The sequence below is a fragment of the Pseudomonas sp. HP_08 genome (genome assembly GCF_055284095.1).
This window is the reverse complement of the sequence record NZ_JBTOQC010000005.1, coordinates 43,119-63,360: the sequence shown is the minus strand read 5'-3', so window position 1 is coordinate 63,360 and position 20,242 is coordinate 43,119. Positions and strand designations below refer to the sequence as shown.

Annotated in this window: 15 protein-coding genes; 1 reads left to right on the top strand and 14 read right to left on the bottom strand. The window is 64.7% G+C overall.

What is annotated here, in order from left to right; all coding sequences use genetic code 11:
* Positions 1-39: 39 nt before the first annotated feature.
* A complete protein-coding gene (locus ACYAS9_RS06300; protein WP_463567465.1) occupies positions 40-468 on the bottom strand; it encodes an acyl-CoA thioesterase in 429 nt (142 codons plus the stop codon).
* A gap of 63 nt (positions 469-531) precedes the next feature.
* Between ACYAS9_RS06300 and ACYAS9_RS06295 the strand changes: the two genes are divergently transcribed.
* On the top strand, positions 532-831 hold the full coding sequence (locus ACYAS9_RS06295) for a hypothetical protein (protein ID WP_463567464.1): 300 nt from the start codon (positions 532-534) through the stop codon (positions 829-831).
* 460 nt (positions 832-1,291) lie between these two features.
* Here ACYAS9_RS06295 and ACYAS9_RS06290 read toward each other — a convergent pair whose 3' ends face one another.
* The 13 genes from ACYAS9_RS06290 to tssK form a co-directional block, all read right to left on the bottom strand.
* Positions 1,292-3,451 (bottom strand): M48 family metallopeptidase, encoded by a 2,160-nt coding sequence (locus ACYAS9_RS06290; RefSeq protein ID WP_463567463.1) that lies wholly within the window; start codon positions 3,449-3,451, stop codon positions 1,292-1,294.
* Positions 3,452-3,470: 19 nt separating this feature from the next.
* Positions 3,471-3,917, bottom strand: a complete 447-nt coding sequence (locus ACYAS9_RS06285) for a hypothetical protein (RefSeq protein WP_463567462.1) — start codon at positions 3,915-3,917, stop codon at positions 3,471-3,473.
* The gene (locus ACYAS9_RS06280) at positions 3,914-4,819 is read right to left on the bottom strand and encodes an NAD synthetase (RefSeq protein ID WP_463567461.1); all 906 of its coding nucleotides are present in this window, start codon (positions 4,817-4,819) and stop codon (positions 3,914-3,916) included. The genes ACYAS9_RS06285 and ACYAS9_RS06280 overlap by 4 nt, the downstream gene beginning before the upstream one ends.
* Positions 4,820-5,001: 182 nt before the next feature.
* Positions 5,002-5,955, bottom strand: coding sequence for a type VI secretion system-associated lipoprotein TagQ (tagQ, locus tag ACYAS9_RS06275; protein ID WP_463567460.1), 954 nt, complete (start codon positions 5,953-5,955; stop codon positions 5,002-5,004).
* Between the two features lie 82 nt (positions 5,956-6,037).
* On the bottom strand, positions 6,038-7,768 hold the full coding sequence (locus ACYAS9_RS06270; protein WP_463567459.1) for a formylglycine-generating enzyme family protein: 1,731 nt from the start codon (positions 7,766-7,768) through the stop codon (positions 6,038-6,040).
* Entirely contained in the window at positions 7,761-8,960 is a 1,200-nt protein-coding gene (locus ACYAS9_RS06265; protein WP_463567458.1) for an ABC transporter permease, read from the bottom strand. Before ACYAS9_RS06265 ends, ACYAS9_RS06270 begins: the two co-directional genes overlap by 8 nt.
* Positions 8,957-9,676, bottom strand: coding sequence for an ABC transporter ATP-binding protein (locus tag ACYAS9_RS06260; RefSeq protein ID WP_463567457.1), 720 nt, complete (start codon positions 9,674-9,676; stop codon positions 8,957-8,959). The genes ACYAS9_RS06265 and ACYAS9_RS06260 overlap by 4 nt, the downstream gene beginning before the upstream one ends.
* Positions 9,676-12,765 carry a serine/threonine-protein kinase gene (locus ACYAS9_RS06255; protein ID WP_463567456.1) on the bottom strand — a complete coding sequence of 1,030 codons (3,090 nt, stop codon included), beginning with the start codon at positions 12,763-12,765 and terminating at the stop codon, positions 9,676-9,678. Before ACYAS9_RS06255 ends, ACYAS9_RS06260 begins: the two co-directional genes overlap by 1 nt.
* Positions 12,766-12,773: 8 nt before the next feature.
* On the bottom strand, positions 12,774-13,490 hold the full coding sequence (locus tag ACYAS9_RS06250; RefSeq protein WP_463567455.1) for a PP2C family protein-serine/threonine phosphatase: 717 nt from the start codon (positions 13,488-13,490) through the stop codon (positions 12,774-12,776).
* Positions 13,490-14,083: a type VI secretion system-associated protein TagF gene (gene tagF, locus ACYAS9_RS06245; protein ID WP_463567454.1), complete on the bottom strand. Its 594-nt coding sequence runs from the start codon at positions 14,081-14,083 to the stop codon at positions 13,490-13,492. The genes ACYAS9_RS06250 and tagF overlap by 1 nt, the downstream gene beginning before the upstream one ends.
* Positions 14,080-17,598 carry a type VI secretion system membrane subunit TssM gene (gene tssM / locus ACYAS9_RS06240; protein WP_463567453.1) on the bottom strand — a complete coding sequence of 1,173 codons (3,519 nt, stop codon included), beginning with the start codon at positions 17,596-17,598 and terminating at the stop codon, positions 14,080-14,082. Before tssM ends, tagF begins: the two co-directional genes overlap by 4 nt.
* The gene (locus ACYAS9_RS06235) at positions 17,595-18,890 is read right to left on the bottom strand and encodes a DotU family type VI secretion system protein (RefSeq protein ID WP_463567452.1); all 1,296 of its coding nucleotides are present in this window, start codon (positions 18,888-18,890) and stop codon (positions 17,595-17,597) included. Before ACYAS9_RS06235 ends, tssM begins: the two co-directional genes overlap by 4 nt.
* Before the next feature lie 6 nt (positions 18,891-18,896).
* On the bottom strand, positions 18,897-20,231 hold the full coding sequence (gene tssK, locus ACYAS9_RS06230) for a type VI secretion system baseplate subunit TssK (protein WP_463567451.1): 1,335 nt from the start codon (positions 20,229-20,231) through the stop codon (positions 18,897-18,899).
* Positions 20,232-20,242: the final 11 nt, after the last annotated feature.

The window sequence follows — 20,242 nt, the reverse complement described above, 5'->3', positions numbered from 1 at the left end:
TGGCCGCTTACGAGCGGCCAGTCTGTTTTCAGGGCATGCTCAGGAAAGCGCCTGCAACGCCTCACGCAATGACTCCGGAATCGGCGCTGGCTGATTCGACACCCGGTCGACGAATACCTGCACAAAACGCCCCGCCGCGCAGGGCTCTTCTTCGCCGATCCTGAACACCGCCAGTTCGTATTGCACCGAGCTGCCGCCGAAGCGCGCGACCCGCAGCCCGACTTCGATCAACTCCGGATAGGCGATGGACGCAAAGTAGTCGCACGACGAACTCACCACCAGCCCCGCCACCTTGCCGTCATGAATATCCAGCCCGCCGCGCTCGATCAGCCAGGCATTCACGGCACTGTCGAAGAAACTGTAATAGGTCACATTGTTGATATGACCGTAGATATCGTTGTCTTGCCAGCGCGTGGTAATGGGCTGGAAGTGACGATAGTAATAGCGCTTTAGTATCTCTTCAGACATGGTTTATGCTCTTGAAAACAATAAAACGGTTCGACACGTTAAAGGGGTCATGCAAGGAGCGACATGGATTCCATCAAAGAACCGGATGACGACGGCATCATCCGCATCAAACGCCTGGAGCCGGGCCACGTCGACATCGTGCTGGGGGCGCATCCCAACAAGCATGTCATTCCCCGCCCTGCGCAACCCCGCGCTTATGGGCTGATCATTCTTTGCGCGTTACTGGCAATCCTCAGCCTGTTCCTGCTGGTGTCGCAGTTCAAACGCTACTCTGCAGACTTGTTCCCCGTTGCCGCCAGGGCTGCCAGTCCTGCCAGCCCCGCAGCGCCCATCATAGAGGCTGCTGCCAAGGTAAAAAACTGAACACCCTCGATGCGCTATAGCCAAAGGCTTACACGTAATAGAGAGAAACTGCCATTTGCAGCCCCTCAAGACAGGCCTATATTTGGATCCAACCACTGGTGAGCAGGAAGCCCGCCAGGATCAAGGACGATCGACCATGCCCGGATGCTGCTGACAGGGAGTTGGAATGGTCTTGGAAAACAAACCCGCCTCGGCGGGTTTTTTATTGTCTGCGACAAAGTAAATGCGAATGATGATTATCAGCATGTATAGCCAAAAGCTTACACGGATTTAGGATAATTGCCCTTTTATGTGCACTGAAAAACACATACATTGGATCCAATCCACTGACGAGCAGGACGCTGGTCAGGATCAAGGACGATCAACCATTGCCTGGATGCTGCTGACAGGGAGTTGGAATGGTTTTGGACAACAAACCCGCTTCGGCGGGTTTTTTATTGCCTGCGATATGCCGCCGCCTTCACGCCTGGCCAGTACGCTGCTGCAACAGCTGCCGGGCATGGCCGGCCTGTAGATAGTTGGCCACCAGCGTCACCAGTTCATCGGGGCTCAGCGACCGTCCGTTGTGACAGAAGCGCGTAAGCCTGAGGCGTATGAGGCGTTGCTTTTTATCCAGCGACACCCCTGACTTGAAATGCGATCGGGGGCTTGCCTCGGGCAACGGCGCATCATCTTCCAGCATAAAGACCAGGTACATGCCATGAGCGATGTTCAGGCTGAACTCGGCAATGTTCACGATGGGCACTGGCTCTTTTATCCTGGCAAACACCAAGTGATCGGGCGTCAGCAACAAGGCCGTTTCGTCGGCACGGCGGATCATGATCACCGCAGAAGGCAGCAAGCTGGCGATGGATGCGGCGATCACCACCCCGATAATGATGATCGGCTCTTTGACATCCCAGGTGTCCTGCGTAAACACCAAAGGCACGGCGATTGCCGCCAGGCCTGCCAAGCCCACCAGGCCGAATAAGATGCTCGTGATCCAGCCCTGAACCTGCGCACCCTCATGCAAACGCACCTCGCCCGACACCTGGCCGGCCGTCTCGTTTAAGTGCTGCACCAGTTCGGCATCCTGAGCGGCGTAATGGTCGAGAAGATCCTGACCGACAGCGGCACACACCGCCTGGGCATCGGTGAAGTAACCCTGCAACGCCGCACACGCCTGCGCCGCCACGACGGGACGCAGGCCGTGCGTGACCGCAGCGTCGGCCTCGACCTGCAACGCGGCAAAGCGCTCGCCGTTCGAGGGATGGCTATCGGACGGATGCGGCAATTGCACGGCCAGGTGTTCGGCAGGCAGCGCCAGAGTCTTTTGCGCCAGTTCTTCGAACAGACTGGCCGGCAAGTCGGCCGGCTGTGGCTGTTCGCGCTGCGGGTCATTGTGCAGGTCGATGCGCGCCTGCAAAGCGTCCAGCAACAGAGGCTCGATAGCGCTGATCCGGACCAGCGCCGAAGCCGCCGGCAGACGGCCGCCCAGCGTTGCGCCCGCCGCATCGGCCGCCAGTTCGCGCAGGCGGCTCCAGTGGCCGACCGAATGATCGAAGCACTCCAGAAAATACACGCCCAGCATGAACGCCGGGCGCAACAGCGTGCGCCTGAGCAGGCCACCTTCCACCATCAGGCCGCCGATAGCGCCGAGGCTGCGGCCGATACCGTCGTAGATCGGCAAAAAACGCAGGCTGTACTCGGTGTCCTCGCCAACGAAATGCCCCAGCTCATGGCCAATCACGGCACTGATTTCAGCCGTGTCGAGCACGCCCAGATAAATGACCGGCACATGCAGCGTGCGCCCGGACAAGACGTTCTGGCACGGCAGCAGTTCGATGTCGCTGGAGGTGACGTAAAACCCTTCGTGCAGGCCCACGACAATGTGTTCGGGCACCAGCGCGCCAAGCCGGTCGGCCAGTGCGTTGACGAAAGCCCACAGTCCGGGCGCCTGCTCACGGCTCACCGGTCGCCCATGCACCAACAACGCTGTGGGTTCGAACATGTGCAACATGACACGCAGTTGCCTGAAGACATGCCAGATCGAATACAGGCACAGCAGCATGATGATCGCCGCCACCGCCATGACCTTGACCTCGCCGGAGGACAGCCTCCCGGCATGCCAGACACCCAGGCCTTCGAAGCCCAGAATCGCCACGACTGCCGCGCCCATCACCAGAATGTGGCCGACCAGCACATAGGGCAGCACCTTGCTGGCCTGGGTGAAGATGCGCAGCAGGTGCTCGCGCGAACGTAACGCACGCGCGGCGGCGGACGAGAGGCCCATCAGCGCAGACAAGCCGATGACGGTGGCCAGCAGGCTCAAGCCGATGACCGCGATGGCCAGCACCTGCCGGCTGCGGTCAATCGCCTGCAAGGTGTCCATGCCACTGGCGAGGCTGTCGATGCGCGCCAAGACCTGTGCCGCCGGCATCTTCGTGCCGCCCACGTCGACCATCTCGGTGCCAGGCCGGGCACGCAAGGTCTTGATCGTCGGCCCCAGCCCCGTCAGCCAGGTGTGCAGTTCGGCATGTTCACGCGTGTTCGACACGCTGCGTTGCAGCTCCCAGGCGCCAAACAGCGCCAGGCACAGGGGTAACAACACCAATACTGCAACCAGCTTCAGGTTTTTCATGGGCGTCCACAGGGTCTGCTTATTTACGGCGGGTCTTGTTACGCAGCGCCTGCCGCTGCCCACGTACCTGCACCATCGCCTCGCGCATTGCCCGGTGGCGCTTGCTGTTGAGCACCAGCAAGGTCAGCAGCGGCAGCAGCAGGCCTGCGACATACATGAACAACGGCACACCGCGGTGGCCCCAGTTGAAACCGACCACCAGAATGCAGGCGACCATCGCCACCACGATCGGCCAGACGCCCCAGGGACGCCCACGGATAACCAGGAAATTGGCCGAGCACAGGTAGACCGAAAGGCCAAGGTTGGCGATGACCATGTATTTCCCGTAGTCCGAAAGCGTCGGTGGATACAGCTCCAAAAGCATGATCAAGGTCGCTGACAGGGCAAACAGCGCCAGGAAAAAGGCGCCGATGAAGACCGGGAAATGCCGGCGCAGGATCGTCATGAAGTCCATAGCGTCCCTCACTCGCCCAACTCCTCATAAAGGCCAATGACATGGTTTTGCACAATGGTGCTGCCTGCCAGTCCTGTGCCCACGCCAATCGCATCCTTGATCGTTACCGCAAACTTGGCCGAGATCTCAGCGGTCCCGTAGCGCTTGGGCAGGGTTCCAGCGGCTTGCAGCGCCTTGCGCAGCTTGGGCGTCAACGCCGGGTTTTCGATCTTGTGCAGTTCATCGGTCAGGCGCTTGCGCTCTTGCCGGTTGAGGCCCTTGAGGCTTTCGTACCAACGGCGCGCGGTCATTGCCTTGCGCGTATTCAACAGTTTGGCAATGGTCAGGCCGGCAGACCCGACACCGGCCAACGCAACGATGTCCAGCGCTTGCGACATGCCCTGGTACCACTCCTCGCTGTCGAGGGCATCGTTTCTGGCAGGGTTGTTGATCTCATTACTGACCCGGGCCAGACCAATGCCACATTGCGCGGTGCTGGCAGCGGTGGCCGCCAGCCCCAGCGTGGTAATCACCAGGCTCGCACCGCCGGTGAAGGGCACGATAGCGGTACCGCCGATCACGGCAATCCAGCCCAGCACGGCGCCGGTGCAAGCCATTGAAGCGCTGAAACCCTCATAAATCAGCCGCGATTCACGTGGGTTGGTTTGTACATGCTGGGCAAACTGCTGGGGAGAAATATTGCGTGGCGCCTCGCGCACGATGATCCGCTTGGGTTTGATGCTGCAGATCGGTGTGAACTCGCGCAGGGTCACCACATTGAAGTCGGCATCGATGTACACCACCCCGGCCCCGACAATCGCAGGCTCGGCATCGATAGCGGCATAGATTTTTCTGACATTGATCCGGGCCTCGATGCTTTGCCGGGCCAACACTTGCGAAGGGCTGTTTCGCAGCCCGATCATGACTTCTGACATGCGTCTTCCTTGAAACGCTACGACTACAACAGACGCCCGCACCTTGCGTAGGAGCGAGCGCAAGCTCGCGAATGCTGCCGTACAAACGCAGCAGATGAGCCGGTTTTACCGGCTCTTTCGCAAGCTCTACGCTCACTCCTGCGGATTCGGTGTCAGACGATTCTACAAAGCGTCAGGCGTACTTACGCAGGGCAAGGCACCGGTGCCCAGTCGCCGACGTCAGGGCTCTTGCACATGCGGTCGACGTCGCTTTGGCCGGCGGCTGCAACCTGCTTGCTCTTGTCTTGCTTGATCTTGGCCTGTTGCAGGGATTGCTCGGTGCCGACGGCTTCTTTCGGCACGTCAGGCAGCTTGTTGCGGTTGACCTTTGGCGGGTTCTTGACCGGCGGCTTCTTGCCCGACTGCGTCGAGGTGGTCACCAGGTTCGGCTGCTCGGCGGTGGCCACGACCACCACGTCGTTACGCTTGACGCCGACCTGTTGCAGGTCTGCCTCGTAGGCCTGGGTGTAGTTGTTCAGGTCTTCACTGGCGCGGCCATTCACGGCCACGATCAGGTCGTTGGACTCTTTCAGGCCGGCGACGATTTCGGCCAGGCGCTTGCGGCCTTCGACGGCGTCGATGCTGTTGGACTTGCGACCGGCCACCAGGCTGGCGAACTCGCGCTGGTAGCAGGTCTGCGAAGCCTGGGCGTAGGCGGTGCTGCGGTCGATGTCGGCCGAGCTCTTGCTGATGTCGGTGGCGTAGGACGCAATGCGCTGGTTGTCATCGGTGATCTGCTTCTGGCGCTCGGTGTAGTAACCGGCAGCGCCGCCCACCAGTGCACCGCCGGCAGCGCCGATGGCGGCATTACGGCCGCGCTTTTCAGAGTTGCCGGTCAAGGCGCCTGCCAGCGCACCGCCCACCGCGCCGATGGCGGCGCCGGTGACGACCGACTTGGTCATGTCCGAATCGGTCTGGCGCAGGTGCTGCACCGGCTCGTAGCAGCTCGGGTAGTACTCGACCTTGGTGGTCGCGCCCACCTTGGACGCCGGCGAGCTGGCGCAACCGGTCAGCAGGACAGCGCTGAATCCGGCAGTGGCCATCATCAGGGAACGGCTTTTGACGAAGCGTGCGAGGGGATTGAGGGACAAAGACATGACTGCGTTCTCTTCTTGAGGTTTCAACCAGCCCGGTACGGCCCCATGCCGTCCGGATTTTTGTGTTACATACCGGCAGCGGTCAGTCACGGGTGCTGACCGATGCGAGCAATTGCTTGAGGATCGCGTCCGGGTCGGCGCGCTTGTTCTTGCGGTACTCGCCGACATGGCGCACGAACAGCGTGGCGCGGTTGACCAGGCTCTTGCCGATCACCGGCTTGCGATTGAGTTCTTCCTTGACCCGCTGGAATTGCGCCTGAATCACCGCATCGGTGTAGCGCGTGCCGTTGGCAAGGTTGTCGATATAGATCGCCACGGCGCCATCGAGCGCACTGCGGCCATTGCTGATCGCGGCGCCGAACATCGCAGCACTCGCTTGATCCTTGGCATCGCTGGCCTGCTTCTGGCTTTTCTGCATGTTGGTCAGGCGAATGTTGTAGTTATTGATGGTCTCGGCCACCAGTGCAGCCGACTGGATCAGGTTGCCGGCGGCTTCTTCGCGTTGCAGCGCGATCAGCGCCACGTTGCGCTTGAGCTCTTCGTTGACCAGCCCCAGCTCGGCCTGCAGGCGCGGGTCGGCGGTGGTGCCGATCAAGGTGTCGAGGCGCTGGGTCGGGTCGTTGACCGCGTCGATGTCGTCGGTCAGCGAGGCCAGGCGGCCGTCCTTCTGCCATTGCTCGAACAGCTCCTTGTAGCGCGAACGCGGGGCCGACAAGGCGCCCAGCGCCACGCGGAAACCGGTGGTCTCGTTGCGCTGTTCGGTGCCGTCGGCGGCGAACAACGGGTACTCGCGGCGCATGCCGGTGAACAGCGTGCCCTCGCCTTCCAGGTAATTGCCGCCCTTGGCGACGAAGCCGCCATAAGTGCCTTGCCGGCGACCGGCATGCACCAGCTGGAAAGACTCCTGAACCATTTCGGCGGCGTTGCCGATCACATCGAACATACCGATCGGGTTGGGCAGTTTGGTGCCGATCGGCATCAGCCGTGCGGCCTGGCCGGTACCGCCGGCGACCTGGTTGAATACCGCCCAGTCGGCCAGCGGGCCGTCGCCTTGCTGGCCTTCCTGACGACGTGGGAACAAGCGGCCTTCCATGTCCTGGCGGCTGACTGCCTGGGCGCCACGGGCGGCGAATTCCCACTCGACTTCGGTGGGCAGGCGCACAAAGCCGATACCGCCGTCGTCGACGTCCTTGCCACGGCCGCTGACCGGCAACAGGTCACGGTGGTTTTTCATCAGCCAGGCGCTGTACACCGCCGCAAAACGCTCGGCTTCAAAGCGCGACAGCTTGACCTGCGGCAGGCGCCCGGCCATGCCTTCGACCGGCTCGCAGGCCGGCGCCGGATCGCCGCTGGCCAGCGATTGCGCCTGGGCCATGACCTGCGCGTACTGGCGCTGGGTGACTTCGTATTTGCCGATGAAATACATCATCGGCTTGAGCGGCGTGCCGGCCTCGGCCTTGGGCAGCATCGGGCCGATGCTCTTGCGCCAGTCGGGCGCCAGGTCCTGCAAGGTGAACTGGCCGTTGATGAAGTCGCGCCGGTAGCCGGAAATGAACGACTGCTTGTAGCCCGCCTCGCCTTCGCTGAACGGGTAGCCGAGGCTGATCTCGCGGTCGTCCAGGCTGCCCTCGGCAAGGATGTACACGTAGCGCATGACCATCTCGCCGCCGCACGGCAGCGGCAGGCTGACGTCGTCGGGCAATGGCTTGGGGTTGTCCAGTTTATTGGCGATCTCATCAGCCTGCGCGCCCAGCGCAGCCAGGCACAACGCCGCGACCGCCAGCGCCTGTGAGGCTCTGCGCAACTCAAACATCTCTGATTCCTTCCGAAGCTTCGATCCGTGACACCCGCCAGCCGCCCAGCAGTGCCGCGAAGGCACTGACCCCGAGCACAGCGGCCAGGGCCACGAGGTAATGGTGTGGCAACAGCTGACTGGCATATTGGCCAGACCCCTGAACGAATAAACGGTTCAGCCCCAGCTCGGCAATTGCATACAAAGTTGCGCCAATTGCGGACGCCATCACACCGCTGTACAACGCCTGCAGCACCACGAAGCCCAACAGCGCGCCGGTGCCGAAACCCAGCAGGCGCAGCACCGACAGCTCGCGGCGCTTGCGTTCGATGGCCGCGAGGGTGCCGGCAACGATGGCCGCACAGGCGCCGCCCATGGCCAGGGCAGCAATGATCCAGAACACGATCGACAGGTTGCGGCTCAGCGACTGCACCTGCGCAATGGCCTGCGCCTGGGTCGAGACCAGCAGGCCGGTGTCGGCGAAATGGCGGCGCAGGGTTTCGACATCGTCGAGGCTGCGGGCGTACAACCGAAACGCCGGATAGATACGCAGCGCCGCGTCGGGCCGCGCTTCGCCGGGCCAGTCCAGCGCCGGCACCGCACGGCCATCGCGGTAGTCTTCGGCCGCTTGCAGCAGGCTCAGGTCGGCAAACAACGCATCACGCTGAAACGCTTGCAATGGCAACACCGCACGCACCTGAACCCGCACCCGGCGCGACTCGACGCGCCCGGCCACCTGGCGGGTAAACGCTGCCTCGAGCCAGTCGCCGGCCCTGGCCTGAAGCTTTTCGGCGGCGGTCTTGCTCAGCAACACGTCTTGCAAGCCATCGGGTGCTGCAATGTCGCCCAGCAGCGGATCGCCGTGGGCAGTGGGGATCATTTCGACGTTCAGCGACGCTTGGCCGTTAAGGCTCACATCGGCCGTCGCGGCAATCTGCCGGGTGCGCGGCACCACGAACATCACGTCCGGGCGCTGGCCCAGCGCGGCAATCGCATCGCTGCTGAAACGCCCACCGCCGAGCGGAATCACTTCGCGCACCGCAGGGTCTTGCTCCAGGCGCTCGGTCAGGCTGCCGATCAGGCCGAACTTGAGGCCGAACAGCACCAGCAGCGGCGCGACCACCGCCACCAGCGCCAACACGCTGCACGCCGACAAGCGCGCATCAGCGCGGTAATCCTGCCAGGCCAGGCTCGCCACCAGACCCACGCTCATGCGCGCAGCTCGCCGAGCGTGGCGGTCACGCCGCCGTCGGCATCGCGCTGGCATTCGATGCGCAGCACGCTCAAACCCGCCTGACGCGCCAGGCCCTCGTCATGGGTGGCGATCACGCAACAGGCGCTCTGCTTGATCGCCTGCTTGAGCAACAACTGCATGACCCGACCGGCGTTCAGCGGGTCCAGCGCGGCGGTGGGCTCGTCGGCCAGCAGCAGTTGCGGGCTGTGCGCCAGGGCGCGGGCGCAACTGACGCGCTGGCGCTGACCTACCGACAAGGCGCCGGGTTTCTTGCGCAACTGATCACCGATTTCCAGTTGCTCGGCGAGGTGCTCGACGCTGCCGTCGTTACCCAGGCCCAACAGACGCCGCGACAACTCGATATTGCCGCGCACATCGAGAAACCCCAGCAGCCCGCCGGTTTGCAGCACATAACCCAGGTGCCGGCTGCGCAATGCGGCCAGCTGGTTTTGCCGGTCTTCGCGCCACAGCCCGCCAATGTCGAACTCGCCCTGCGGCGTCGAGAAATCGAAGCGCTGCGCGTGATCCGGCGCCAGCACCAGCGCCAGCAAATCAAGCAAGGTGCTCTTGCCGCAGCCGCTGGCGCCGACCAGCGCACACTGCTGGCCGCGTTGCAGTTCCAGGCGCGGGATCACCAGGCTGTAGCGCTGGCTGCCGACGCCGCGCGTCTTGCGCACTTCTCGCAAACTGAGCATCACGGCAGCGTCGACAAGGGCACGCGGTACAGCGCGTCACCCGGCTCGGCATCGCCGAAGCGCACCCAGTTGGCCAGGTCATTGTGGAAGGTTTCGTACAGGCGGATCTTCGATTCCAGCTCGTCGATAAAGTCTTCCTGCTCGGCCACGCTCAGCGACAGCCACAAATCCTGGGTCATGTTCAGCGATTTGCTGCGGTACGGCAGGCCTTCCAGGTACTCGCCCAGCACCCCGCCGCTGGCCAGGTTGCCGCCCGAACGCAGGGATTGCGGGTCGCGGCTCATGTAGGCGCTGGCGCTGGCGATTTCCTGGAAGAAATCCTTGGGTGAGGTCTGGGTCTTGCGCGCTGCATCGACGATCAGTTTCAGCGATTGCTGCAAGTCGTTCAGTTGCAGCTTGGTGAGCATCACGCAGACCTGAAACGCCGGCAGCGCAGGGTTGGTCAGGTCGCGATCCGCGGCCCAGGCGCTGACCAGTTGCGGCGCCTGGCTGGCCGATTTACGCCCGAGAAAATCCATGTGCATGGCGTAGCCGATCGCCGCCGATTTTTCGCCCAGGCTTGGCGCATTGGCCAGCAGCGGCACCGCCTGCGGCTGATTGCTGCGCACCTGATGCACGAGGTCGGCGAACACCGTGCCGATCTCGCCGACGCGCTGGCCGAACTGCGCCACATCGCCGCCGGCCACCGGCACATACAGGTCGCCGATGCGCGGGTTGGCGTCGGCGGTCAGCACGCGGTATTGCTGCTCGGCCGTGTCGTGGTTTTTCTTGCCGGCGTCGGTGCGCAGGTGCAGCGCATAAATCTTGATCTGCTTGCCCAGCGCGGCCTGGCGCACTTCGGCCTCGTTCATCTGCGTGCTGCTCAGCGGGTCGCTCTTGCGCAGCGCGCCGGCGTCGCTGACCAGCAGAATCAGGCGCCCGCCGTAGCCGGACCAGTCCATGCCATCGACCGCCTGCATGATCCCGGCAAAGGCATCTTCGTTGAAGGAATGGCTGGACACCGAGGTGGCCTTGACCTGCTGCGCCAGTTGCATGAAGCGCTGCGGGTCGCTGCCCTGTTCGAGGCTGACCAGGGTCTTGGCCAGGTACTGCAAACCGGGGGTTTTGCTGGTGTTGTTGCGAAAGCCCACCAGGCCAAAACTGACGCTGTCCAGTTCGCCACGCTGGGCGATCTTTTCCTGCAACTGATGCACCACGTCGCGCACCTGATCGATGTACGGCTGCATCGACACCGAGGTGTCGACGACCAGCACCACGGCAGTGCGAAAGGCTTTCGCCTTGGCGTTCGCGTTGGCGTCTGTGGAGGGGCCGGGCTGATTGGCCGCCGTTTGCGCGGCCTGGCTACCAGGGTCGATGGACGCCACGTTGAGCATCTGCACCGGCTGGCCGTCTTCGTTGAAGCTCTCTTTGGCATCGAAGATCGGCAGCAGGTAGAACTGCTCTTGCGGCACTGCGCTGGCGGTCGGTTCCAGCGCCAGCACTTCGCTGTTGTCCCTGGTGTCGTTTTGCGCCTGCATCAACAGTTTGCGCGCCGTCACCGGGTCGCCGACCAGTTTTTCCAGTTGCTTCGGATCGCGCACGAACATCACCGGCGAACGCCCGGAGCGCTCGGTGAACTTGAGCACCAGGCTCTGTTTCCAGTCGCTGACCTGATCGGCCGGCAACCAGCCTTCGCTGCGCCCGTCACTGCCGGCACCAACGCGCAGCCACTGGCCGCCGGAGGCGTCGCGGCGCTCGTAGACATACAGCACCGAAAACGCCGGCAGCGCCTGGCCGCCGGCACTGCCCGGCTCGGTCGCCAGTTGCGCGCCGGGCTTGCTCAGCACGCGCTGGTAAAGGGTTTTCTTGCCGGCCATCAGCAACGGCCGGCCGGAATCGCCGGGCGGTTGTGCGGCGGGTGTCGTTGCGCCAGCCGTCACCCGACTGGCCGGCGGATCGGAGGCGGTGACGGCATTGGGGTCTTGCGGCTTGCTGACCGCTGGCACTTCTTCAGGCGTGTCGCTGCCCAGCCACAGATAACCGCCGATGCCGAGGCCCAGCGCAGCGGCAATCGCCACCGCCAGCAGGGTCTTGCCCGATCGCTTGGGCGGCGCGGGTTGCGGCTGCGGTTTTACCTGAGGTTTATCCAGGCTCGGCGCTGGCCCTGGTTTAGCCGCTGGCGGCGGGCTGTTCGGAATCTCGATGGACACCGGCGTCAGGCCGGCCAGGTCGTCGCCGGGCGCCTGAACGGCTTTGACCGGTTGCGGATCGGGCAACGGCCGGAACTGCGTGCGCTCACTGTCGCGGGGCGTGTCGGCCAGTTCCAGTTCATCCAGCGCCGCGACCAGCGCCTGGGCATTGGCGAAGCGCTCGGCCGGATCCTTGGCCAGCAGCCGGCTGAGAATGCCCTGATAGCGGTCATGTTGCAGCGGCAGTTCCGGCAGCGGCTCGGTCAGGTGCGCCAGTGCCGTGGACAGCGCGTCGGGGCCGCTGTACGGCAGGCGCCCGGCGAGGATTTCGTAGAGCACCACGCCCAGCGCATACAGGTCGGCGCGGCCGTCGATGTCCTGGCCACGCGCCTGCTCCGGGCTCATGTAGCTCGGCGTGCCGACGGCAAAACCGGCCTGGGTGAACTGGGTGCGATCATCCAGCGACTTGGCGATGCCGAAGTCCGAGAGCACCGCCGTGCCGTCGGCGCGAAACAGAATGTTGGCCGGTTTCACATCGCGGTGCACCAGCCCTTGTGCATGGGCATAGCCCAGCGCGGCGGCGATCTGGCGGATATACACCAGGCCGTATTCGGCGGCCAGCCCGGCGCCGATGCGCTCTTTGAGCGTGCCGCTGGGCAGGTACTCCATGGCCATGTAGTACAGCGGGCCGACATTGCCGATGTCATGAATGGTCGCGATGTGCGGGTGCGACAGCCGCGCCAGCGTGCGGCCTTCACGCAAAAAGCGCTCGCAGAAGCTTGGGTCGTCGGCGAGGCTGGCGGCCATGACCTTGAGCGCGACCTTGCGCTCCAGCGAACGCTGGGTGGCCAGGTACACCGTGGCCATGGCGCCTTCGCCAATTTCACCGTCGATGTCGAATCCAGGAATCTGCATGTCCATAACGGCTCTCAACTGGCCTTGACGACGATGGCGGTGATGTTGTCCGGGGCGCCGCGGGTCAAGCCCAGGTGCACCAGGCTGCGGACCACTTCATACGGGTTTGGGTGGCCGAGCACGCCGCGAATCTCGTGGTCCTCGGCGGTCTTGTTCAGGCCATCGCTGCACAGCAGAAACGTGTCGCCGGGCAGGATCTGCACGCTGACCCGCGACAGGCTCAAACGGTCTTCGACGCCAATGGCGCGGGTGACGATATTGGCCCGTGGATGCACCCGCGCCTGGGCTTCGTTGAGCAGGCCGTTGTCGATCAGTTCCTGCACATAGCTATGGTCGCTCGACAGGCTTTGCAGCACGCCGTCGCGCAGGCGGTACAAGCGGCTGTCGCCGGCCCAGATGCATTCGCCCTGGTCCTCACGCACCGCCAGCACCACCACGGTGCTGCCCATGACCTGCACACCACGGCGCACGGTTTCTTCGCGCACCTCGGCGTTGATGTCTTGCAGGCGCAACGCCAGGGCATCGCCATAGGCCGTCAGCTCGGCCAGCGGCGGCACGCCACGCAAGGCGTCGACGATCAGGCTGCTGACATAGTCGCCGGCCGCGTGGCCGCCCATGCCGTCGGCCACCACCCACAAACCGCGTTCGGACAGCGCAAGGCAAGCGTCTTCGTTCAACGGGCGGACCATGCCGGTGTGGCTGTAGCTGGCCGCCTGGTAAGTCAACGGCATCAACCCTGCCCCTCATCGCTGGCGCCTTCGAAACCCAGCAGCGTGCGGGCAAAATCAGCTGCGGCCGGCAAGCCGATGCAACGACGCAGGCCCGGCGCGATGTGCGCGTTGCCACGTCCCCACCACAGGCTGGCACCGGCGAAATCCTGTTCGGGCGCGGCCTCGAACTCAGGCAACGCCAGGCTTTGCAGGCCGACTTCGAACGCCTCGAAACGCGCCTCGGCCGACAGGCTGTCGAGCATCAGGGCCTCGGCTTGCTCGAACCAGTCCTCGACCGCCAGCCACGAGCCCACGTCCTGCGCTGGCTCAAGGGTCAAGGCCACGGTCAGCGGAAAGTAGCGACCGACCCGGTCGATGCTCGGCATCAACACGCCGACCACCGCCTGCGGCCCGCACACACCGGGCGCCAGCGCGAAGCGCCACAGCGGGCTGACCAGATACGCTTGCAGCCAGTCGTTGCCCAGTTGCTGCTGGCTGGCATTCAAGCCTGCCGCCAGCCACTGGTCCCAGGGCTGAATGAACGAGGGCGGCAAGTCGCGGCTGACAAAGTCGCCACGGCTGGCCAGTTTTCCGTAAAACCCTGCGTAGGTCATAACCGCTCCGGCAGGCTGAAACCGCTCAGGACACGGCTTTTGAAAGGGTTGAAGGCGCTGTTGGCGCGCAGCTCATAGGCGATGCTCGCGCCGTCGACGCGCAAGCGCAGGTTGAAGCGGTCCGGCGCATTGCCGCCGGAAAGGTCCGACTGCTCCAGCAGGCGAAACCATGCCCACGGGCCATCCAGCGTCACGCCGGAGCGGCCGCTGGGCGATGGCGGGCTGATCGACAGGCGCACCACGCCGATGCTGCCGGGGTTGGGCCATTGCATGGCGACCGGGCGGCTGGGGCCGTGGTCGTAGCTGATCTGCTGGCCGTCCAGGTCGAGCAGGAACTGGCTGATCGAGGCGTCCATGGCCACCGGCTTGAGTTCGAAACGCACCACCGGCTGGGTGCCGCCGGCACGGAAAAACGCATCGCGAATCGCACTGGCGCGCTGGAAGGTTTGCAGCACGCCGCTGTTGATGCCCAGCTTCTGCGCCGCACCGGGCTGCCAGCGCCACGGGTTGGTCGAGGTGTCGACGTAAGGTTGCAGGTACTTGCGGAAGTAGTTGTCCATCACCCCGCCGACGCCGAAGAACATGCCGAAATCGTCCAGCGTCGCATCGCGGGCGCTGCCGGGCGACATCGGGTAGCGGCCGCTCAACGACTGCCGGTAAACGTTCAGCACCTCGCTGGTCCAGGCCGCGTTCAACTGGTTACGCACCCCGCCCATCATGGTGTTGGTGGTCGAATTGACCACCGACTTGACCAGCCCGCGCACCAGCGCCGGCTGACGTTCGGCGCTCAGGTTGACGCGGTTGGCGGCGGCGGTGGTCTGGTTCTTGGCCTCGCCCAGCAACGCATCGCCACTGGCGCCGACCATCGCGCTGACCTGCACGTACAGTGCGTTCATGTCAGCCAGCAGAGCGTCGATGCCGGCCGGCTGGTTATCGCCGCTGCCGACCAGCCGGCGCAGCTCGGCAAAGTGTGCGCTGACCGGGTCTTCAGTGCTCACCGGCGCCTGCGCTGCCGTGTTCTGTTGTTCCTGGCCGAGCAGCGAACCAAGGCGCTGCTTGAGCTGATCGACACCGTCTTCGGCCTTCTGGCCCTGGGCGCCAAGCAGGCGCTCTTCGGCTTGCAGGTCGGTCTGCTTCGCCACCTCGACCAGCAGTTTTTTCAGCGGCGAATCGGGACCGGAAATCACCCGCAGCACGTCGGCGGCCTGGGCCACGCTGGTGATCGGCACAAAGTCGATGTCGGCGAGCAAGGCGTCCCATTCACGGACGAAATCCTGAAAGTACAAACGCCGTACTTCGCCGGCCAGCGCCGCCACATCCATTGCTGCGCCGGCCACACCGCCTTGCGCGGCGCCCAGCACCCACTGTTCTTCCGCCAGGGTGCCGGCCTGGCTCAGGCTGTTGCGCAGAAAACCATCGCGGTAACCCTTGGCGGTAAACAGGCCGCTCAACGGCTCGCCCAACGGCTTGCCGCTCTTGCGGCTGAACACCAGCGCGGCATCGCGGCCGGCGGCTTCGTTGAGGCGAAAGTCCGGCACGCCGTCGGGCAGCTTCTGGCGCTTGACCCGGTCATAGACGCGCTGCGCCACCGGCAACTGCTGCAACTGGCGGCGCAAATCGTCGATCAATGGCTGGTCGAGCCGCGCCTTGGGCGGATGACGCTCGAACAGTGCCTGCAAGTGCTCATTGAGCGCCTGACGCTGCTGCGCCGGCAGGTCACGCGGCAGGCTGCGTTCCCAATCGAGCGCGACCCAGGCCTTGATGAAATCGGCGTCGTAATGCTCCTGGTCAGCGAGCATCAGATAAGCCTTCAGGCCTTCGTAGAGGTAGTCCGACGAGCCGCCGGAACGCAATTGCTCTTCGATGCGGCTGACCAGTCGCGGCGCGAACACCGCGATCAGCAACTTGCGGTAGACGCTGGCCGATTCGGCTTCGAGCATGTCGCCCTGATACAGGCCCAGACCTTCGGACCAGTCCGGCGCGTCGCCGGCCAGCTGGCGCGTGGCATTGAGCAGCGGCAGCACCGCCAGCACATCGCGCTGCGCCGGGCTGAGGTTTTGTACTTGCGGGCCGAGCGGCGCGACCTTGCCGTCGACCTGGGCAATGTAGTCCTGGTTGGCGCGGTAGCTGACCCACCACAAACCGGCCACGGTCAGCACCACGGCCACGGTGGCCGCGAGCACGCCACGGGCGATCCAGCGCCGGCGGCGTTCGACCTTGGGGTCGGCGCTCATCAGGCCCTGTTCGGCAAAGGCCACGCCGGTGAACAGCTTCTCGATGAAATAGCTGCGTCCGGTGCCGTTCTGCCGCGCCAGGTGCTGGCGGTCCAGGCTCATGCTCTGCGCCATGACGCCGATCAGGCGATCGATCGGGCTGCCTTCCTGGGTGCCGCTGGTGAAATACACCCCGCGCAGCAGCGGCCGCGCTTCGTACGGGTTGGGCTTGAACACGCCTTCCAGAAAGCCTTGCAGCACTTGGCGTTGCGCGGCGAACTGCTGGGCAAAGCCGTAAATCAGGTCACGGCGTGCCGGGTCGCGCTCTTGCTGCAAACGCTCGACCAGCCGCTCGTTGAGGCGTTGTTCAAGGGCGGCGAACTCGGCGGGGAAGTCCTGCAACGGGCCGGTGGCGCTGGTGCCGTCGTCCAGGTCGAAGGTGGTGCCCCACACTTGTGCGCGTTCATCCTTGCTCAGCGCGTCGAAGAACTCCATGAAGCCCGGCAGCAGGTCGAGCTTGGTGAGCATCAGGTAGATCGGAAAGCGCACGCCCAACTGGTCATGCAGTTCCTGAATCCGGCTGCGGATCGCCACCGCATGCGCGGCGCGGTCTTCTTCGCTGCCCAGCAGCAGGTCGGACAGGCTGATGGCGATAAACGCGCCATCGATCGGCCGGCGCGGGCGCTGGGTCTTGAGCAAATCGAGAAAGCCCAGCCAGGCGGCCTTGTCGACCTGCGCGTGGCTGTCTTGCGTGGTGTAGCGCCCGGCGGTGTCGAGCAGTACGGCCTGGTCGGTGAACCACCAGTCGCAGTTACGTGTGCCGCCCACGCCACGAATCGCGCCGCTGCCCATCTGCGCGGCCAGCGGAAAATCCAGGCCCGAGTTGACCAGTGCCGTGGTCTTGCCGGAACCCGGCGGGCCGATGATCACGTACCACGGCAGCTCATACAGGTTGCGCCGCTGGTCGCCGCCCAGGCGGGCCTTTTTCAGCAACGCTAAAGCCTCGTCCATGCGCTGGCGCAAGGTCGCCAGTTCTTCGGCGGTGGCAACACTGGCCGCGTCCGGCGGGGTTTCGGCGGCCAGGCTGTCGATGACCCGCGCCGCCTGACGCCGGGCCTGAATGATGCGAAACACCCGCCAGCCGATCCACGCCGCCCACAGCAGGCCGATCAGCAGCCAGCGCCGGCCTTCGGGCACCAGCGCGTCGAGCAGCGGGCCGACGAACCAGACGATCAGGCTCAGGGCGATCAGGCCCAGGACCGGGATCACCCAGCGGATTACAAACTGCAAAAACGCCTTCACTCGACGCCCTCCGCCAATACCGTGATTTCAACCCGGCGATTCTTCGCCCGCCCTTCGCTGGTGGTGTTGGGCGCCAGCGGCTCGGTGTCGCTGCGCCCTTCGGCGGTGAAGCGTTGCGGCTGGCCGGTGCGCGCGGCAAGGATTTGCAGCACCTCCTGGGCGCGCGCCTGGGACAAGGCCCAGTTGGACGGAAAGCGCAGCGTGGCGATGGGCCGGTTGTCGCTGTGGCCGGTGATGCGCACCTCGCCCTTGACCTTGCCCAGCGCCTCGGCAATGCGCAGCATCAGCGGCTGGTAGGCGTCGACGATGGTGGCGCTGCCGGAGGCGAACAGTTCGTCGCCGCGAATGGTCACCACCGAACGGTCCACCGCATCTTCCACGGCCACCTTGCCGGCGCGAATCTCGTCGGCCAGAAAGCCTGCCAGGCGCGGACGCTCGACGATTTTCGGCTGCACCACCGGACGGTCGATGGCCTGCACCGGGATCTCGCCCAGCGCGTGAATACGTTTGAACACCGGCTCTGCCTGAGAGGCCAGTTGCATGCGCAGGATCAGCAGCAGCAACAGCAACAGCGCCACGCCAATCGCCACGCCGACCCACGGCGGCATGAACTGCGCCAGCCGGTCGCGGGCCAGGGTCAGGCCGCGCCAGCGCGGCGACAGCGCTTGCTCACGCTCGCCACGGGCGCTGCGAATCGCCGCGCTGGTGCGCTCGCGCAAGGCATCGAGCTGGCTGCGGCCATTGTTCATTACCCGGTAACGGCCTTCGAAACCCAGGCTCATGCACAGGTACAACAGCTCCAGAAGGTACAAGCGCTCGCGCGGGGTTTGCAGGCAATGCTCCAGCAACTGAAAGCACTTCTCGCCGCCCCAGGCCTCGTTGTGCACGGTGATCAACAGGCTCTGCTGGGTCCACTCGCTGCTGCTGCCCCATGGCGTGCTCATCACCGCCTCATCGAGCGCGGTACACAACACATAGCGGGCCAGCAGCACATCGTTGCGCGCCACGCCGGCGGCCTCGGCGCGCTCTTCGAACTGGCGCAACTGCGCCAGCAACTGCGCACGCAGGCTGGCCGGCGCCGGATGGGCGATGGTGTTGCGCAAGCGCGTCAGCAGCGCCAGCAACGGACCGGCTGCCGCTTCCAGCGGATTGAGGCCCTGGGCCTGACCGGGCGCCAGCGCCGGACCTTGTGGCTCGGGCGCACGCGGTGCAACGGGTGCTGCCTCGCCGCTGTTGGCCGGACGGCCACCGGGGCGCGGCATGAATTGGGTGCGATCGTCAGTGGGGTGCATGGCCGCTTATCCTCGGATCGCCCAGAACGCCAGGTTCAGGCCCGGGAAGTCGCCGGCAATGTGGAAGGCAAAACCGCCGGAGCGGCTCAGTTGTTGCCAGTGTTCGCTGCCGCGATCCAGTTCGTAATACGTCGAGCCGACATGGAACGGCAACTGCCGTGGCGCCACCGGCAACGGCAACAGGCCGATGCCCGGCAGTTGCAGGTTGACCAGGTCGCGGATGTGCTCCACCGAGCCGACCTTGCTCTGCTGGCCGAAGCGCGCACGCAGGGTTTCGCCGGGGATGTCGGCGCGCACCACGAGGATGAAGCTGGCGTTGTCGAGCAGGCTCTTGTCGGCCAGCATCGCCACGTGCACGCCGTAGGCTTTCTCGACAATCGGGATCGGCACCGCCTTGCTGTCGATCAGCATCGACAGCGCCTCGCGCAGCGCCTGCATGACCGGCGCAAAGCTGGCTTGCAGGTCATTGTGCTGATAACGCGGGAATTCCTGCGGACGGTGTTCGCGGGTCGAGAACGTGGCGAACTCACCGGCCAGGCTGACCAGCTCGCTGTACAGCCGCTCCGGGTGCAACGGGCTCATGTGGCCCAGGTGCTGCACCAAGGGTTCGGCGCGGTTGACCAGTTGCAGCAGCATGAAATCGGCGATTTCCGAAGCGCCACCGGCACCGGAGGCCACCACGCGCCCGGCCAGCGCTTCGCCCCGTTGGCGCAGCAGGCCTTGCAGCTCGCTGCGAAACGCATTCAGCGGCCGGCTGACGGCAATGTCGAGCAGCGGCGGGATGTACTGATCGTCGAGCAACAGCACATGGTCGGCACGTTTTTCGATGACCCGCACCACGCCCAGCACCGCGTAATCGCTCAGGCCTTCCTGTTCGGTGAGCAGGCGCAAGGCGCGCGAACCGACCGCCACCGGTGCGCGGTTCTCGAACGGCGCGTTGTCGTCGCGCACTTCGCGCACCTGGCTCTGATAGCGCGCGGCACCCGGCGCCTCGCCTTCGTCCACGGTGTCGCGCACACCGGCGCGGCGCAGCGGCAGGCCCAGGTACACCAGGCCGTCGCGCACGTTGTCATCGAGAATCAACGGGCTGGGCGCCGGGTCGTCATGCGGAATATTGAACGGCGTACCATCGGGCAACAGGCCACGGGCACTGATGATCGCCAGCTTGCCCTGGGCCAGCAGGCCCTGGTCGATCAGCAGCTCGGAAAAGCCCCAGGCGGCGGCCGACAGCGGACGGCTGCGGGCGTCGATCAGGTTTTCCAGGTAGCGGTCATGCTGCTGGAAATGCTGGGTTCCGATGAACATGCCTTCCGACCAGACCACACGATTGTTCCAGGACATGGATTCTCCGA

What these genes read in the sequence shown, in the direction of transcription:
- ACYAS9_RS06300 (WP_463567465.1), bottom strand. Translation starts at nt 468, where the DNA reads ATGTCTGAAGAGATACTAAAGCGCTATTACTATCGTCACTTCCAGCCC.
- ACYAS9_RS06295 (WP_463567464.1), top strand. Translation starts at nt 532, where the DNA reads ATGGATTCCATCAAAGAACCGGATGACGACGGCATCATCCGCATCAAA.
- ACYAS9_RS06290 (WP_463567463.1), bottom strand. Translation starts at nt 3,451, where the DNA reads ATGAAAAACCTGAAGCTGGTTGCAGTATTGGTGTTGTTACCCCTGTGC.
- ACYAS9_RS06280 (WP_463567461.1), bottom strand. Translation starts at nt 4,819, where the DNA reads ATGTCAGAAGTCATGATCGGGCTGCGAAACAGCCCTTCGCAAGTGTTG.
- tagQ (WP_463567460.1), bottom strand. Translation starts at nt 5,955, where the DNA reads ATGTCTTTGTCCCTCAATCCCCTCGCACGCTTCGTCAAAAGCCGTTCC.
- ACYAS9_RS06270 (WP_463567459.1), bottom strand. Translation starts at nt 7,768, where the DNA reads ATGTTTGAGTTGCGCAGAGCCTCACAGGCGCTGGCGGTCGCGGCGTTG.
- ACYAS9_RS06265 (WP_463567458.1), bottom strand. Translation starts at nt 8,960, where the DNA reads ATGAGCGTGGGTCTGGTGGCGAGCCTGGCCTGGCAGGATTACCGCGCT.
- ACYAS9_RS06260 (WP_463567457.1), bottom strand. Translation starts at nt 9,676, where the DNA reads ATGCTCAGTTTGCGAGAAGTGCGCAAGACGCGCGGCGTCGGCAGCCAG.
- ACYAS9_RS06255 (WP_463567456.1), bottom strand. Translation starts at nt 12,765, where the DNA reads ATGGACATGCAGATTCCTGGATTCGACATCGACGGTGAAATTGGCGAA.
- ACYAS9_RS06250 (WP_463567455.1), bottom strand. Translation starts at nt 13,490, where the DNA reads ATGCCGTTGACTTACCAGGCGGCCAGCTACAGCCACACCGGCATGGTC.
- tagF (WP_463567454.1), bottom strand. Translation starts at nt 14,083, where the DNA reads ATGACCTACGCAGGGTTTTACGGAAAACTGGCCAGCCGTGGCGACTTT.
- ACYAS9_RS06235 (WP_463567452.1), bottom strand. Translation starts at nt 18,890, where the DNA reads ATGCACCCCACTGACGATCGCACCCAATTCATGCCGCGCCCCGGTGGC.
- tssK (WP_463567451.1), bottom strand. Translation starts at nt 20,231, where the DNA reads ATGTCCTGGAACAATCGTGTGGTCTGGTCGGAAGGCATGTTCATCGGA.